Annotated in this window: 12 protein-coding genes; 5 read left to right on the forward strand and 7 right to left on the reverse strand. The window is 71.2% G+C overall.

Annotation, left to right across the window (positions count from 1 at the left end):
* Positions 1–141: 141 nt before the first annotated feature.
* Together ACIGXJ_RS18270 and ACIGXJ_RS18275 are read right to left on the reverse strand one after the other, a co-directional pair.
* A complete protein-coding gene (locus ACIGXJ_RS18270; RefSeq protein ID WP_399646175.1) occupies positions 142–822 on the reverse strand; it encodes a polysaccharide deacetylase family protein in 681 nt (226 codons plus the stop codon).
* Positions 823–1,158: 336 nt separating this feature from the next.
* Positions 1,159–1,566 (reverse strand): hypothetical protein, encoded by a 408-nt coding sequence (locus tag ACIGXJ_RS18275; RefSeq protein ID WP_399646178.1) that lies wholly within the window; start codon positions 1,564–1,566, stop codon positions 1,159–1,161.
* Between the two features lie 324 nt (positions 1,567–1,890).
* Between ACIGXJ_RS18275 and ACIGXJ_RS18280 the strand changes: the two genes are divergently transcribed.
* The 4 genes from ACIGXJ_RS18280 (at position 1,891) to ACIGXJ_RS18295 (ending at position 6,336) form a co-directional block, all read left to right on the forward strand.
* Positions 1,891–2,868, forward strand: coding sequence for an SDR family oxidoreductase (locus tag ACIGXJ_RS18280; RefSeq protein WP_399646180.1), 978 nt, complete (start codon positions 1,891–1,893; stop codon positions 2,866–2,868).
* A gap of 80 nt (positions 2,869–2,948) precedes the next feature.
* On the forward strand, positions 2,949–3,521 hold the full coding sequence (locus tag ACIGXJ_RS18285; RefSeq protein WP_399646183.1) for an SMI1/KNR4 family protein: 573 nt from the start codon (positions 2,949–2,951) through the stop codon (positions 3,519–3,521).
* 471 nt (positions 3,522–3,992) lie between these two features.
* Entirely contained in the window at positions 3,993–5,054 is a 1,062-nt protein-coding gene (locus tag ACIGXJ_RS18290; RefSeq protein ID WP_399646185.1) for a LacI family DNA-binding transcriptional regulator, read from the forward strand.
* Positions 5,055–5,253: 199 nt separating this feature from the next.
* Positions 5,254–6,336: an endo-1,4-beta-xylanase gene (locus ACIGXJ_RS18295; protein ID WP_399646187.1), complete on the forward strand. Its 1,083-nt coding sequence runs from the start codon at positions 5,254–5,256 to the stop codon at positions 6,334–6,336.
* Between the two features lie 6 nt (positions 6,337–6,342).
* Here ACIGXJ_RS18295 and ACIGXJ_RS18300 read toward each other — a convergent pair whose 3' ends face one another.
* From ACIGXJ_RS18300 to ACIGXJ_RS18315, 4 genes are all read right to left on the reverse strand, one after another.
* A complete protein-coding gene (locus ACIGXJ_RS18300) occupies positions 6,343–6,831 on the reverse strand; it encodes a hypothetical protein (protein WP_399646189.1) in 489 nt (162 codons plus the stop codon).
* Between the two features lie 337 nt (positions 6,832–7,168).
* Positions 7,169–7,819, reverse strand: a complete 651-nt coding sequence (locus ACIGXJ_RS18305; RefSeq protein WP_399646191.1) for a hypothetical protein — start codon at positions 7,817–7,819, stop codon at positions 7,169–7,171.
* A 335-nt stretch (positions 7,820–8,154) separates the two neighbouring features.
* Entirely contained in the window at positions 8,155–9,609 is a 1,455-nt protein-coding gene (locus ACIGXJ_RS18310; RefSeq protein WP_399646193.1) for a cellulose binding domain-containing protein, read from the reverse strand.
* 59 nt (positions 9,610–9,668) lie between these two features.
* A complete protein-coding gene (locus tag ACIGXJ_RS18315) occupies positions 9,669–11,315 on the reverse strand; it encodes a glycoside hydrolase family 27 protein (protein ID WP_399646196.1) in 1,647 nt (548 codons plus the stop codon).
* Between the two features lie 312 nt (positions 11,316–11,627).
* On the opposite strand from ACIGXJ_RS18315, the gene ACIGXJ_RS18320 reads away from it, so the two are divergent.
* A complete protein-coding gene (locus ACIGXJ_RS18320; RefSeq protein ID WP_399646199.1) occupies positions 11,628–13,238 on the forward strand; it encodes a glycoside hydrolase 43 family protein in 1,611 nt (536 codons plus the stop codon).
* Positions 13,239–13,430: 192 nt separating this feature from the next.
* On the opposite strand, the gene ACIGXJ_RS18325 is transcribed toward ACIGXJ_RS18320, so the two are convergent.
* Positions 13,431–14,444, reverse strand: coding sequence for a LacI family DNA-binding transcriptional regulator (locus tag ACIGXJ_RS18325; protein WP_399646202.1), 1,014 nt, complete (start codon positions 14,442–14,444; stop codon positions 13,431–13,433).
* Positions 14,445–14,626 lie beyond the last annotated feature (182 nt).

Raw genomic sequence — 14,626 nt, forward strand, 5'->3', positions numbered from 1 at the left:
ACCCGCAATCCCACCCGCCCCGACCCGACTGGACCCGACCCGGCGCGGCGGGTGTGCTGCGATCCTGCGGGGTTCATTGAGCGCAGCTTCAGCCGGCCGCGGTGGCTGCGGCGGCGCGACCAGGCCCGCCGTGTCCCGGGTTCAGGGCGTCAGCAGCGTGCGCAGGTCGATGACGCGATAGCCCCGGGCGGTGACCGCGTCGAGGATCCGGGGGAGTGCCTGGGCGTCGATCACCTCGGTGCGGCCCTGCGAAGCCCCGACGTGCATCTGCAGGACCGCTCCGGGACGCAGGGCGTCCAGTGCCCTGTCCACTGCCTGGTCCACGGTCATGCCGCCTTCGGTCCCCTTCCACCCGTTGGTGTCGGTGGTGAACTCGATGTCCGCGAAGCCGAGGGCGTTGACCTCCGCGATGTGAGCGGGACTGGTCTCGCTGTACGGGAACCGGAAGAACGGCGTCATGGACCGGCCCGCTCCGGCGGCGCGCAGGGCCTGGTCGGCCGCCAGTACCTCGCGCTGTCGTCCGGCCTCGGTCAGGTCCTTGAAGTAGGGGTGGCTGAAGGAGTGGTTGCCCAGCCCGTGGCCGGCTGCGGCGATCTTCCTCACCGCAGCGGGGTGGCGGTCGGCGAAGTCGCCGGTCAGGAAGAACGTGGCGGGTGCGCGACGGCGGGCGAGTTCGCCGAGGATGCTGTCCAGGCCGGCGTCGTTCCAGGCCGCGTTGAACGTCAGGGCCATCACCCGCTCGCTCGTGCGGATGACCCGGTTCTCGGATCCGAACAGCGCCCGCAGTCCCTTGCCGTCCTCGGTCAGCGCCGGTCGCGGCACGACAGCTTCGGTCGGCGGGGCCACAGGACCTCGCGGTTCGACAGCCTCGGCCGGCGGGGCCACCGGTCCCTGCGAGAGGGCCCACAGCAGGACGGCGGACAGTCCGGTACCTGTACCGAGCAGGCGCGAGACGAGACGGCGGCGGTTCGTGATCACAGAAAGCGAGCGCATGACCCAGCCATCGGCCGACTGCGCCCCTGCCTTGAGCACCTGCCCGCGGCTACCGCTTGCCCAGGAAAGAGGCGGCCATCTGGGAGCGGCCGGCGTTGTGCACGCAGACGAACAGCACGGAGGGCTTGGCGGGGGGAACGACGGGGGGAACAGCGGAGGTGCTCATCAGATGAGGGTGCTCTCTTGGGCGGAAGGTGCGGAAGGGGCGGAAGGGGCGGAAGGGGCAGGAACGGCGGAGTGCCGGCCGCCGTCATGGGTGACGACGACCTCCTCCTCGTCCACGGCGGCCGGGCGGGCGAAGCAGACGGCGACCAGCCCCAGGCCGACGGCGGCGCCGGCCGGCTGGGCGGCGAGGAACGGCAGCACGGAGGCCGGTGCGATGCCGGCGAAGGTGTCGGTGAACGTCCGGCCGATCGTCACGGCCGGGTCGGCGAAGGCGGTCGAGGAAGTGAACCAGTACGCGGCCCCGACGTAGGAGGCGACGAGCAGCCGTGCCGGATGGGCGCGGACCGCGCGGGCCAGGCCGAAGACCAGCCGGATGAGCCCGGCGGTGGCCCGACCTCCCCCAGCCACCGTGCCCGGCCGAGCGGTCGTGGCCGGAGAAGCGCACCAGCGGCTTGCCGAACAGGGCGTCGGCCAGCACCGCGCCGGCGATCGCCCCGGCGACCTGGGCGGGGACGTACGCGGCGACCTCGCGCCAGGTGAGCACGGACCGGCCGGTCCGGCGGCCGGTGTAACGCACTCGGTACGACGAGCCTGGACCGGAAGGCGACACGACGGCACCCGCGGGACCACCCGTCCCGCGCCGGGCCACCCGAAGGGCGCCCGCCGAGCGGTGGAGCCAGCGGTCCGGTGGTTGAGTGGTGCTCCCGACGGGGCGGAAGAAGGGGAGTCTCCATGCGAGTGCGTCATTCCGTGGTGGTGATCACCGGCGCGTCCAGCGGCATCGGCCGGGCCACTGCCCACGCCTTTGCCCGCAAGGGATGCGCTGTCGTGCTGGCGTCGCGGCGGGCCGAGGCGCTGGAGGCGGTCCGGCAGGAGTGCGAGCGTCACCGTGATGCCGAGGCCCTCGTCGTGCCGACCGACGTCACGGACGCCGCTGCCGTCGAGAACCTTGCCCGTCGGGCGCTGCAGCGCTTCGGCCGCATCGACGTATGGGTCAACTGCGCGGCCGTCACCGTGTTCGGGCCCTTCGAGGAGACACCGCTGGAGGACATCCGCAAGGTCCTCGACGTCAACGTCATGGGCTACGTCCACGGCGCCCGGGCCGCCCTGCGTGTCATGCGCGACCAGGGGAGCGGAACGCTGGTCAACGTCTCCTCCATCGTGGGCGTCGTCAGTCAGCCGTACACCCATGCCTACGGCATGTCGAAGCACGCCGTCCGGGCGCTGAGCTCGAGCCTGCGTCAGGAACTGCGGCTCGACGGGGCGAAGTGCATCCACGTGTGCACGGTGCTGCCGGCCACCATCGACACCCCGCTGTTCGAGCACGCCGCGAACTACACGGGCCGCAAGGCCCTGGCGATGCCGCCGGTGTACAGCCCCGAGCGCGTGGCGCGGACGATCCTGGACCTGGTGCGCGCGCCACGTCGTGAGGTCGTGGTCGGTCCGATGGGCCGTTCCATGGTGCTGGAGTCCAGGATCATGCCGGGGACGGTGGAGCGGATGATGGCCCGCCAGGTGGACAAGGCCCATCTGTCCCGGAAGGAGCCCGCCCCGGCCGGCCACGGCAACCTCCACGTGCCCGCCTCCGGTACGGGCGCGGCCCACGGCGGGTGGGGCGGCCGGCGCCGCACCGCGATGCGCCGGCTGACCACCGCCACCGTGCTGGCCTGCGCGGCGGCGGGCGTCGCACGACGTGCCCGGACGCGGTGAGCGGCTGGAGCACCGGCGGGCGGTGCTTCCGCGGGACCTCACCGTAGGCCCGCTCATTCGGATCTTGCGTGATGACCGGCATGAACACGGAAACCTGCGACCCGGCCGAGCCGGCCGCCCTCCGCGAAATCTTCGCGTCCCGTCCCGAGGCGGCGCCGCCGGCCGGCTGGGAGGCGGTGCGGTCCTTCGAGGCTGAGCACGGCATCGTGCTTCCGGAGCCGTACCGCACGTTCGTGGCGGAGGTGTGCGACGGACTGCGCGCGGGACCGCCGTTCTACGGTCTGCTGCTCGTCGCGGAGACGCCCTCGGACTGGGGCCGGGACCGCCCCGCGCGGCTGCTCGCCGAGCCCTTTCCGCTCACGGCGGCATGGCTGTGGGAGGAGGACGAGGAGGCACTGTCGGAGCAGGAGGCCGAGGCGCGCACGGCCGCCGTGTTCGACCACGGCTCACTGCTGCTGGGCACCGACGGCTGCGGCATGTACTGGCACCTGATCGTCACGGGCCCGCAGCGCGGTCACGTCTGGCTGATCGACGAGAACGGCGCGATCCCCTTCGGCTCCTGCCCGGGCACCTGCCTGATGCCGGGGACGCCCGGTTTCGCGGGGTGGGTGACCCACTGGGCCCAGGGCCGCTCGTGGTTCGCCGACGCCTAGGGCGGTGACAGGGGGTGCGCCCGGTCGGATCGGGTGACTCAGCCCGGCTGGAAGAAGGCGAGCAGTTTCTGGGCGGGCGGCCGGTGACGTCAGCAGTTCCTCCGTCTCTGCGGACATCCGGGCGGCATTGCCGGTGCGCAGCGTGGCTGGTGCCCTTCATTTCGAATGTTTCGATCTCATTTACGAATGCGTCGCAAACCATACGACTGACCTGAGCGCCCGTCAACGGTTCGCGCGGCGCTCGTCGACTCTTGGCGGGCCGCCGCGGCCCGGCGCCCAGGAGCCGTGAGCGGGACGGGTCGACAGGTGAGTGGCGCACTCCGAGTGGCAGTTGAGACGGCGGGCGACGTGCGCGATGTGGCCGAGCGTCCGATGGGAGCGCGGGGTGACCGGCGGGTGGCCGGGGCCATGACCTACGGTTTCCGGAAGAATGCCTGGAGCTCTTCCGGGCGGACAGCCAGGGAGGTGGGGATGGTGGCCGGGGAAGGCGCTCAGCGCAAGACAGGCACGCGGAGCCCGGAGAAGGCGCCGAAGGTGACGATCACCGAGATCGCGCGAGAGGCCGGGGTGTCGGTGCCGACCGTCTCACGGGTCGTCAACGGGCGCTCGGACGTTTCGCCCGCCACCCGTGCCCGGGTCGAGGACCTGCTGCACCGGCACGGCTACCGTCGCCGCCCGGCCGCGTCCGGCACCAGGGCGGTCCTGCTCGACCTGGTCTTCAACGATCTGGACAGCCCCTGGGCCGTCGAGATCATCCGGGGCGTCGAGGAGGTCGCGCACGAGGCTGGTGTGGGCACGGTGGTCTCCGCCATCCACGACCGGGCGGGAGCCGCGCGGCAGTGGATGACCAACCTGCGGGCCCGCCCCTCCGACGGCGTGATCCTGGTGACGTCGGCGCTCGAACCGGGCATCCATGACGAACTCGGCCGCCTGGGCGTGCCGTTGGTGGTGATCGACCCGGCCGGATCGCCGGCCGGCGAGGCGCCGACCGTGGGCGCCACCAACTGGACGGGCGGGATGGCCGCGACCGAGCACCTCCTCCAGCTCGGACACCGCAGGATCGGGTTCATCGAGGGACCGCCCAGGCTGCTGTGCTCGCGCGCCCGGCTGGACGGCTACCGGGCAGCGCTCGACGTGGCCGCGGTGGCGGTCGACAACGCCCTGACCGTGCCCGGTGACTTCTACCACGAGTCCGGGTTCGCCGGCGCGGAACGGCTGCTGGACCTCGACGAACCGCCCACCGCGATCTTCGCGGCGAGCGACCAGATGGCGCTCGGGGCGATGGAGGCGCTACGGCGGCGCGGGCTTCGGGTGCCGGAGGACATGAGCATCGTCGGCTTCGACGACCTGCCCGAGGTGCGCTGGTGCGCGCCTCCGCTCACCACGGTTCGCCAACCGCTCTCCGACATGGGCAAGTTGGCCGCCCGGATGCTCCTCGACCTCGCGCGTGGAGTCGAACCGGCCTCACCCCGGGTGGAGCTGGCGACCGAGCTGGTGGTCCGCGCGAGCACCGCACCGCCACGCCGGGCATAAGGGGAGGCAGCGCTCCGGGGGTGTCGACGGTCCTTTTTGTCAAGGCCGTTGACACCCCCCTTGCATGCCCGTAGCTTCCTGGCCGTCCCCGCGTAGTTATCGGAAATCTTCCGGAAGGTGGGCCGGTCAGTCATGAGCCGGCTGACCGGCCCCACGCACACCGACGCACCGCCCCGTTCACCAGTTGAGGAGACGCACCATGCGCACACCCGCACGCCGTGCCCGCGCCGGATCCGCCGCGCTCGCCGCGTCCGCGGCCCTGCTGCTCGGCCTCGCCGCGGCGCCCGCCGCCCAGGCCGGCACCGACGGCGCAGGCAAGACGAAGACGCTGCACCAGCTGGCCCGCGAGTCGGGCCGCTACTTCGGCGCCGCCGTCGACAACCCGGAACTCGCGGACACCGAGTTCGCCGACCTGCTGGGCACCGAGTTCGGCCAGACGACCCCTGGCAACGGCATGAAGTGGTACGCCACCGAACCCCAGCGCGGTGTCTTCGACTTCACAGCGGGCGACGAGATCGTCGATTACGCCCGCGCCAACGGCATGAAGGTCCGCGGGCACACCCTGCTGTGGCACTCCCAGCTCCCGGACTGGCTCACCAACGGCACCTGGACCGCCGACGAACTGCGCTCCATCCTCAAGAACCACATCACGAAGGTGGTGAAGCACTACAGGGGCAAGGTCTTCGCCTGGGACGTCGCCAACGAGATCATGAACGAGGACGGCACCTACCGCGAGAACATCTTCTACACGACCCTCGGACCCGGCTACGTCGCCGACGCCCTGCGCTGGGCCCGCGCCGCCGATCCCAAGGTCAAGCTCTACCTCAACGACTACAACGTCGAGGCCCTCGGCCCGAAGTCGGACGCGTACTACACCCTGATCAAGCAGCTCAAGAAGGAACGGGTCCCGATCGACGGGTTCGGGATGCAGGGCCACCTCGCCCTCCAGTACGGCTTCCCCGGCGGCCTCAAGGAGAACATGCAGCGCTTCGCCGGACTCGGCGTCGACGTCGCCGTCACCGAGCTCGACATCCGCATGCTCCTGCCCACGGACGAGACCAAGCTCGCCCAGCAGGCCGACTGGTACGGGCAGGTGACCGACGCCTGCCTGGCCGTGAGGCGCTGCGTCGGCATCACGCTGTGGGGCTACACGGACCGCCACTCGTGGATCCCCGCGGTCTTCCCCGGTGAGGGAGCGGCCCTGCCCTGGGACGAGGACCTGCGGCGCAAGCCCGCCTACGACGCGATCCGCGACGCACTCGCGGCCGAGCACGCCTCCTGACGGGCATCAGTTGGACACGTCCGTCTCCAGGCGTGGCTCCCCGAGTTCGTCCCGCATTGCGTGACGCAGGTCGCGCAGGACGGCCCCGTAGGCGTGGATGGCGTCGGCCAGTTCCGGAGAGTCGGGAGCGGCCCCGGAGCCGACGACGTCCCGGAACGCCTTCAAGCGGTTGAACGCCAGGTCCGCGGCGGCGACGACGGGCTCTCGGCCCGACAGTACGAGGCGTTCCCTGACGGCGTAGACCTGGTGCTCGCCGAAAGCCGCGCGTGCGGCGAGATCCCGTGTCAGCTCGCTGGAGTGGCGGCCGTAGGCAACCGCGAACAGCGATTCCTGGGCGAGGTTGAGGGCGGTGAGGAAATCGCCGTAGAGGGCGCGCCTGTGCTGCAGCGCCTGGGTCTGGACCTCGCGGCCCCAGCGGGCCCGGTCGGCCAGCAGGGTCGAGCCGACTCCGACGACGGCACCGAGGAGTGTGGAGAGAAGCGTCAGCCAGTTCACCCGACGACCCTACGAATCCCTTGTGCGGACCTCCGCGGGAGGTCCGCACAAGGGAGAACCAGCGCTGCCCCGGCGAAAGCCCCGGTCGCGGCGATCGCCGGGGTACCGGCCCGGGGCCACAAGGCACTCAGGCGTGGGTGTTCTCCGGTTGCGGGAGCACGCATTCGATGGGTAGTCGCCGGTGGTGGGGTCGAGGGTGACGCCGTGGGTCTCGCTGTGGAAGCCGGGGAGCGCGCGGTCGAAGGCTTCGAGGGCACCATGCCTCGTCGAGGTGCAGCCGCGGCGTGCTGGGCGCCAGCGTCCGCGCCACCTGCACCGTGTCGTAACACAGGCCGTTCTAGGTGGAGTTGGTGAGCACGGCGTACTGCGCCCCGGGTGCGAGCGCACCGGCGGTGAGCGGGTGGCCGGCGATCCGCGCGCGTACCGCGTCCTCGTCGGTGCGAGCCGGGGGCAGCGGCCCCGCGAGCCCGTACCCGTTGCGTGTCGGCACCAGGTGGACGGGGCGTGCGCCGGAGATCACCAGGCCGTGCGGCACGGATTTGTGGCAGTTGCGGTCCACCAGGGCGATCTCGTCACGCATGACGCTGAAGTGACCCACCATGCGGTCCGCGGTGGAGTCGCCGTGCAGGACGAAGTAGGTGCGTTCGGCGCCGAAGACCCGGGCGGCGTTGCGCTCGGCCTCACCGATCGGGCCGTTGTGCTCGAACAGCGAGCCCAGTTCACCGACCGAGACCGACAGATCCGTACGGAACAGCCGCTCACCGTAGTAGTCGAAGATCGCACGTCCCGCCGCCGACTTCACGAACGCCACCCCGCCGGCGTGCGCGGGCGTGTGCCAGGAGTACTGGTGCGCGTCGTCGAAGCGGCGCAGCGCCTTGAAGAACGGCGGCAGCACACCGTCCTGGCAGGCGCGGCCCCGCCTCCGTCCGCAGCACGGCTTGGGCGTCTCGCGCGTCGGCCGCCCACCGCACCTGGAGCCCGTGAGCATCCAACTCCTCTCCGGTCCGCCTCAGTTGCTCCGCGGCAGCCCCGCCGCCCGCGTTCGTCTCCCGGGCCGCCATCAGAATCGTTCCGACGCTCATGACCTGCTACCTACTCCCCATCACGGATGTATGCCGAGCGGCTGACTGGCCGAGGCGGGCCGCAACACCGGCTGCCGAGCGGGATTCACCCGATGGAGCAAGGCCGCCGGGGAGGGGGAGGGGCCGGCGGCTGGACGGGCCGCCGGTGGGCCCGCTCGACCGGGGCCGAGCGGGCCGCGCCTGGCCGGCTCGTCGTGACGGCCCGCACCGGCCGGGGCGTACGGCTTGGCCGGAGGCCGGGTCAGGCGGACGTGCAGGCGGTGCCGTTGAGGACGTAGGAGCCGGGCGGGGCGGTGGTGCCGGTGTGGGACGCCTGGAAGCCGATGTCGACGGAGGCGCCGGGGGCGATGGTGGCGTTGTGGGCCACGTTCCTGGCGGTCACCCGGCCGGAGGTGGGGGAGTACTCCGCGTTCCAGCCGGAGGTGATGGTCTGGCCGTCGGGCAGGGTGAAGCCGAGCGCCCAGCCGTCGACCGCCGTCGTGCCGGTGTTGGTGAGGGTGATGTTCGCGGTGAGCCCCGTGTTCCACGCGCTGACGGCGACCGTGACCCGGCAGCTCGCGGTCCCGGGTGCCGGGTCGGAGGTCTGGAACTGGGTGAAGAACTTCCACACCTCCGCCGGCAGCCACGTCCTGGAGCCGCTGTCACCCGGGGCTCCGTCCTGAGGAGCGGCGATGTGCCCCTCGTCGAACGCCGCCCAGGCGACCGGATACCCGGCCGTGCAGCCCGAGTAGGTCGTGATGCGGTGGGTGAGGCTTCCCGGTGCGGGCTCCGGCGGAGTCTGCGGGGTGCAGCCGTTGTTGGTCACGAACCTGTCCCTGAGCGCCCGTCCGCCGGAGATGCCGAGGACGTTGTCCCTGAGGCCGTGGACCCCGAGGTAGGCGATGGGCCGGGTGCCGCCGCTGCATCCGCTGAGCAGCCCGCCGCTCTGGACCGCGACCGCGCGGAAGACCGTCGCGCGGGAGCACGCCAGGGCGTACGACATGGCGGCGCCGTAGCTGAACCCGAGGGCGAAGCGCTGTGTGGTGTCGACGCACAGGTCCGCCTCGATACGCCTGAGCATGTCGTCGACGAAGGTCACGTCCTCTCCGCCGGCGTTGGCCCAGCCGTTGTTCAGGCCTTGGGGCGCGACGAAGACGGTGCTGTTGTCCGCCAGCCGCTGGAGCCCGTAGTAGGCCCAGGTGCCCGTTTCCACCGTGCGGCCGGTGGCGACGTCGGTGGAGGTGCCGCCGAGCCAGTGGAATCCGAGGACCAGCCGGTAGGGGCGGCTGCGGTCGTAGCCGTCGGGGATCCGCAGGACGAAGGCGCGGTTCTTGCCGTTGGTCTGGATCGTGTGCGTGCCGCTCGTCAGCGTGGGGGCCTTGCCGCAACCGGTGCTCGGGGCGGCGGCGGTGCTGACGGACGCGGCGGCCGTGCCGGCGCCCGCACCGGTGGCGGTGCCGGCGGTCGCAGCTGTGGCGGTGGCGGTATGGGCGTTCGTGCCGGCGGCCGTATCAGCGGTCCTGCCTGTGGTCGTGCCGGCGGCCGTATCAGCGGTCCTGCCTGTGGTCGTGCCGGCGGCCGTATCAGCGGTCCTGCCTGTGGTCGTGCCGACGGCCGTACCGGCGGCCGTACCGGCGGCCGTGAATGTGGCGTTCGTGCCCCGGCCGTGGCCCAGTGCCGTGCCCGCCATGCTCAGGACGACCAGCGCCGCGACCACGGCGGGCCATAAGAGGGTTCTCGTCCTCGTCATGAATCTCCTTCACAGGGCGCGGTCGCTCACGCTCGGGACCACTTCTGGTTGGCCTGGCCGTTGCACGTCCACAGGATCAGCGGGGTCCCGTTGGCGGTGGCGCCTCCTTGGGCGTCGAGGCACAGTCCGGCGTGGACGTTGCGGACCGAGCCGTCGGTGCCGATGGTCCACTTCTGGTTGTCCTGCCCGTTGCAGGGCCAGATGATCACCCGGGTGCCGTTCGCGGTGCCCCGGTCGTAGGCGTCCAGGCACTTGTCGCCGTAGACGCGGATCTCACCGCCCGCCCAGGTGGTCCAGAGCTGGTTGGCGGCCGTGTGGCAGTCCCAGATCAGTGCGGTGGATCCGGCGGCCGTGGAGGCGTTGTCCACGTCCACGCACCGGCCGGATGCGCCGCCGCGCAGCCGCGAGGTGGTGGCGGCCAGGGGGCTGCCACCGCTCACCCGGAACACGGCCACGCCGTGCGCGGGGACACTCGCCGAGATCTGGCCGGATGTGCTCGACGTGGCGCCGGTCCACAGGTCGGTGAGGGTGAACGGACCGCCGGCCAGGCCGACTTGCGCGGCCGTGGTGGTGACCGTCGCCGCGCCCGCGCCCCGGTTGAACAGCCCCACCGCGACCGAACCGTCCGCCAAGGGCTTGGCGAACACCTCGGTGTTCCCGTCGTCACGCACCCGTCGTCCGCCGGCGCCCAGGGAATCCTGGTTCACCGCCAGCAGACGCGGGTTGCGCAGGATGGCGCTCACATCGGCGGACATGGTGCGGATGTCGTTCCCCGCCATGAGCGGGGCGCTCATCAGCGCCCACAGGGCGAAGTGGGAGCGGGACTCGGTCAGCGACAGGCCCGGACGGCCGACGACCAGCATGTCGGGGTCGTTCCAGTGACCCGGACCCGACTGCGCCGCCAGCGGCGCGGTGACGTCCAGGACGTTGCCGACGCCCATCGGGTAGCTGTTGGTGTTGCCGTTCTGCCAGATGTCGAGCAGGTCCTCGGTGGTCCGCCAAAGGTCCGCGACCTCGCCCCAGTTGTACGAGGCGCCGGTGATGGCGTGGAAACTGTTCGGGTTGATGCTGTAGACGATCGGCCGTCCGGTGGCGCGCAGGGCGTCCCGCATGAGCGTGAACCGGGCGACCTGCTCGTCACGCGTGCCGCTGGACGAACACCAGTCGTACTTGAGGTAGTCGACGCCCCAGGAGGCGAACGTGGCGGCGTCCTGGGCCTCGTGGCCCCTGCTGCCGGTGGAGCCCGGGTAACTCCCCACGGTCTGGGCGCAGGTGCGGTCGCCCGGCACCTGGTATATGCCGAACTTCAGGCCCTTGCTGTGGATGTAGTCGCCGAGCGCCTTCATGCCGCTCGGGAACTTCGTCGGGTTGGCCCGCAGGTTGCCCTGCGCGTCACGCTGCGGGTCGAACCAGCAGTCGTCCACCACCACGTACCGGTAACCGGCGTCCCGCATGCCCGAGGACACCATCGCGTCGGCGGCCTGGCGGACCTGGGCCTCGGTGATCCCGCATCCGAAGCTGTTCCAGCTGTTCCAGCCGAGCGGCGGGGTGAGTGCGGGGCTGCCGGGCGCGGCCGAGGCGGGTGAGTGTGCGGTGGCCGTCACGGACGCGGCGACCGTCAGGGCGGCGGCTGAGAGGAGGCGGAGCAGTCGTCCGCGTGAGCGTCTGAGCACCAAGGGCTCCTAGGGCTCCTAGAGAGAGGGTTCGAAATTTCGATCCTCGTTCGGAAAACGCAATGGCACGGATGTTAGAGATGTCGTGTGGTGTGTCAACACCTCGTCGTGCGGCTGCGCGGGGTCACGTGCGGAAATTCAGCCCGGAAAGCCGCCGAATGTTTCGGCGTCGGTTTCGATCTGTGCGAAAGGTATTGACGCTGTTTCATCGTCCCTCCATCATCCAGTTGCTCGACTTGTCGATCCATGTTCGAAGTACCGAACGGCATTGAGCGTCATCCCGTGAACGAAGCACGAGGAGGATGCACCCCCATGCAGATGTCATGGACTCAACAATCCCTGTCCCGGCGTCGCGTGCTGGCCGCCGCCACCGGCCTGGCCGCGAGCGCCCTCCTCCCTCCGGCGGGAGCCTCCGCCCAGGCGGCGGTCTTCAGCAACCCGGTGATCTGGCAGGACTTCGCGGACGTCGACGTCATCCGCGTCGGCGACACCTACTACGCCTCCGCCTCGACGATGCACTACTCGCCGGGCGCCCCCATCCTGCGCTCGTACGACCTGGTCAACTGGGAGATCGCCGGCCACGCGGTACCCGTGCTCGACTTCGGCGCCAAGTACGACCTGAACGGCGCCCGTGGCTATGTGCGCGGCATCTGGGCGTCGTCACTGGCCTACCGGCCGAGCAACAGGACCTTCTACTGGCTCGGCCAGATCGACTTCGCCCGGACCTACGTGTACACCGCCACCGCCGTCGAGGGCCCGTGGAGCAGGCTGTCGACGATCAGCACGCCCTACTACGACGCGGGGCTGCTCGTCGACAGCGACGACTCCCTGTACGTGGCGTACGGGAACACCACCATCAGCGTGGCCCAGCTCTCGCCGGACGGCCGCAGCCAGGTCCGTACCCAGCAGGTGTTCACCACACCGTCGAGCGTCGGCACCCTTGAGGGCTCGCGCTTCTACAAGATCAACGGACGCTACTACATCTTCCTGACCCGCCCCGCGAACGGTCAGTACATCCTCAAGTCCGCCGGCGGCCCCTTCGGCCCGTACACCATGCGGCAGGTCCTGCTCGACCTGCGCGGGCCGATCCCCGGCGGAGGCGTCCCGCACCAGGGCGGGCTGGTGCAGACGCAGAGCGGTGCCTGGTACTACCTGGCCTTCGTGGACGCCTACCCCGGCGGCCGGATGCCCGCGCTGGCCCCGGTCACCTGGACCTCGGACGGCTGGCCCGTGGTGCAACTCGTCGACGGCGCCTGGGGCACCTCGTACCCCAGCCCGGCCGTACCCCCGCCGCCCCGCCAGGTCACGCCCATGACCGGCGCCGACACCTTCGACGGCACGACCCTCAAGCCGCGATGGGAGTGGAACCACAACCCCGACAACACCAAGTGGTCCGTCGGCAACGGCCTCACCCTACGGACCGCCACCGTCACCGGCGACCTGTACTGGGCCCGCAACACCCTCACCCACCGCATCCAGGGACCCACCTCAACCGCCACCGTCCAGCTCGACCACTCCGCCATGCGGGACGGCGACCGGGCCGGACTCGCGCTGCTGAGGGACTCCTCGGCGTGGATCGGCCTCAAACGCGACGGCGGCACCACCCGGTTGGTGATGGTCACCGGGCTGACCATGGACACCAACTGGAACACCACCGGCACCGGCTACGAGGCCGCGAGCGCGCCCCTTTCCGGCAGTCGCGTCTGGCTGCGCGCGAACGCCGACATCCGCCCCGGCGCACCACGCCCCGGCACCTTCTCCTACAGCACCGACGGCATCACGTTCACCCGACTCGGACCGGCCTTCTCCATGGGCAACGACTGGCGGTTCTTCATGGGTTACCGGTTCGCCCTCTTCAACCACGCCACACAGGCACTCGGCGGAGCCGTACGCGTCACACGGTTCGAGCTGTCCACGCCCTGAACCGGTCCGGCGAACGGCACCACCCGTCCTCCCACCCCCACGAGGAGAAGGATGAATCCGCTGAAACGGCTCGGCACCCGCCGGGCCGCCTCGCTCGGCCGGCCGGCCGCGACCGTCCTGGTGCCTCCCCGCAGCAGCGACCGGCTGACCGGCGGCGGGGCCCCGGCTCCCCCCGGGGCCCCGCCATGGTCGTCAGGCGCTGGAGCGGACGACCAGACGGGTCGGCAGGAGCAGGGCAGTGGGGTCCTGCCCGTCGAGGAGCGCCACGAGCATGCGCGCCGTCTCCCGGCCCAGTGCCTCGATGGGCTGATGGACGGTGGTCAGCGGCGGGTCGGTGATCTGCGCGACGCCCAGGTCGTCGAAGCCCACCACGGCGACGTCCGCGGGGACCTGCCGGCCGGCCTTCCGCAGCGTACGCAGCGCGCCCGCCGCCATGTTGTCGTTGGCGGCGAACACCCCGTCCACGTCGGGGTGTCGGGCCAGCAGTGCGGCCATGGCGGCGGCTCCGCCGGGCTCGGTGAAGTCCCCCGCCCGCGCCGGGAACGGTTCGAGGCCGGCGGCCAGCATGGCGTCCCGGTAGCCGCGGTACCGGGCCCGCCCGGCCTCGGTGTCCAGGCGCCCGCAGATCGCGGCCACACGCCTCCGGCCGCGTGAGACCAGGTGCTCGGTCGCCTCGCGTGCCCCGCCGACGTTGTCGACGTCGACGTACCACCGGGGAGCCGGGCCCACCGGGCGTCCGCCGAACACGACGGGCATCCGCGCCTCCTCGGCCATCCGCGTCAGCGGATCGTCCTCCCGCAGCGCCATCAGCATGACGCCGTCGGCACCCCTGGACCGGAGGAGTTCCGCCACCCGCTTGCGGCCGCGGTCGGAAGCGGCCAGACACAGCATCAGGTGCAGGTCGGCTTCCTCCAGGGCGGCCGACGCCCCCACGATCACCTGGGCGAAGAACGGATCGGCGAAGATCGACGGATCCTCTCCCGAGACGACCAGGGCGGCCGCTCCCGTCTGCCGTGTGGCCAGAGCTCGGGCGGTCGGGTTGGGGACGTAGCCGAGTTGCCGCACGGCCCGTTCGACGGCCTCGCGTTTGGCGCGGCTGACGTGCGGGGCGTTGTTGAGGGCCCGGGAGGCCACCGAGCGGGAGACGCCGGCGCGTTCGGCCACCTCGTCGAGCGTCGGCTGCCGACGCGGCGCATCTTCTGCCATGGACCGGGAGTCTTCCACAGGCGCGAACGTCTCGGCCGGGCAGGACTGGACCGGACTGGGACCGCTTCCAGTTTGTACCAGCGGTACCGCTCCGGAGCGCTTCCATTCCCATACATTCCCATACAGGCCAGCCTCTGATCTCCCAGGCAACTAAACGCTCTGCGCAAGCCATTGACAGTTGA

It is taken from the genome of Streptomyces sp. NPDC053367, from assembly GCF_044545925.1.
Lineage (GTDB): Bacteria > Actinomycetota > Actinomycetes > Streptomycetales > Streptomycetaceae > Streptomyces.

What these genes read in the sequence shown, in the direction of transcription:
- ACIGXJ_RS18280 (WP_399646180.1), top strand. Translation starts at nt 1,891, where the DNA reads ATGCGAGTGCGTCATTCCGTGGTGGTGATCACCGGCGCGTCCAGCGGC.
- ACIGXJ_RS18285 (WP_399646183.1), top strand. Translation starts at nt 2,949, where the DNA reads ATGAACACGGAAACCTGCGACCCGGCCGAGCCGGCCGCCCTCCGCGAA.
- ACIGXJ_RS18290 (WP_399646185.1), top strand. Translation starts at nt 3,993, where the DNA reads ATGGTGGCCGGGGAAGGCGCTCAGCGCAAGACAGGCACGCGGAGCCCG.
- ACIGXJ_RS18295 (WP_399646187.1), top strand. Translation starts at nt 5,254, where the DNA reads ATGCGCACACCCGCACGCCGTGCCCGCGCCGGATCCGCCGCGCTCGCC.
- ACIGXJ_RS18305 (WP_399646191.1), bottom strand. Translation starts at nt 7,819, where the DNA reads ATGCTCACGGGCTCCAGGTGCGGTGGGCGGCCGACGCGCGAGACGCCC.
- ACIGXJ_RS18320 (WP_399646199.1), top strand. Translation starts at nt 11,628, where the DNA reads ATGCAGATGTCATGGACTCAACAATCCCTGTCCCGGCGTCGCGTGCTG.
- ACIGXJ_RS18325 (WP_399646202.1), bottom strand. Translation starts at nt 14,444, where the DNA reads ATGGCAGAAGATGCGCCGCGTCGGCAGCCGACGCTCGACGAGGTGGCC.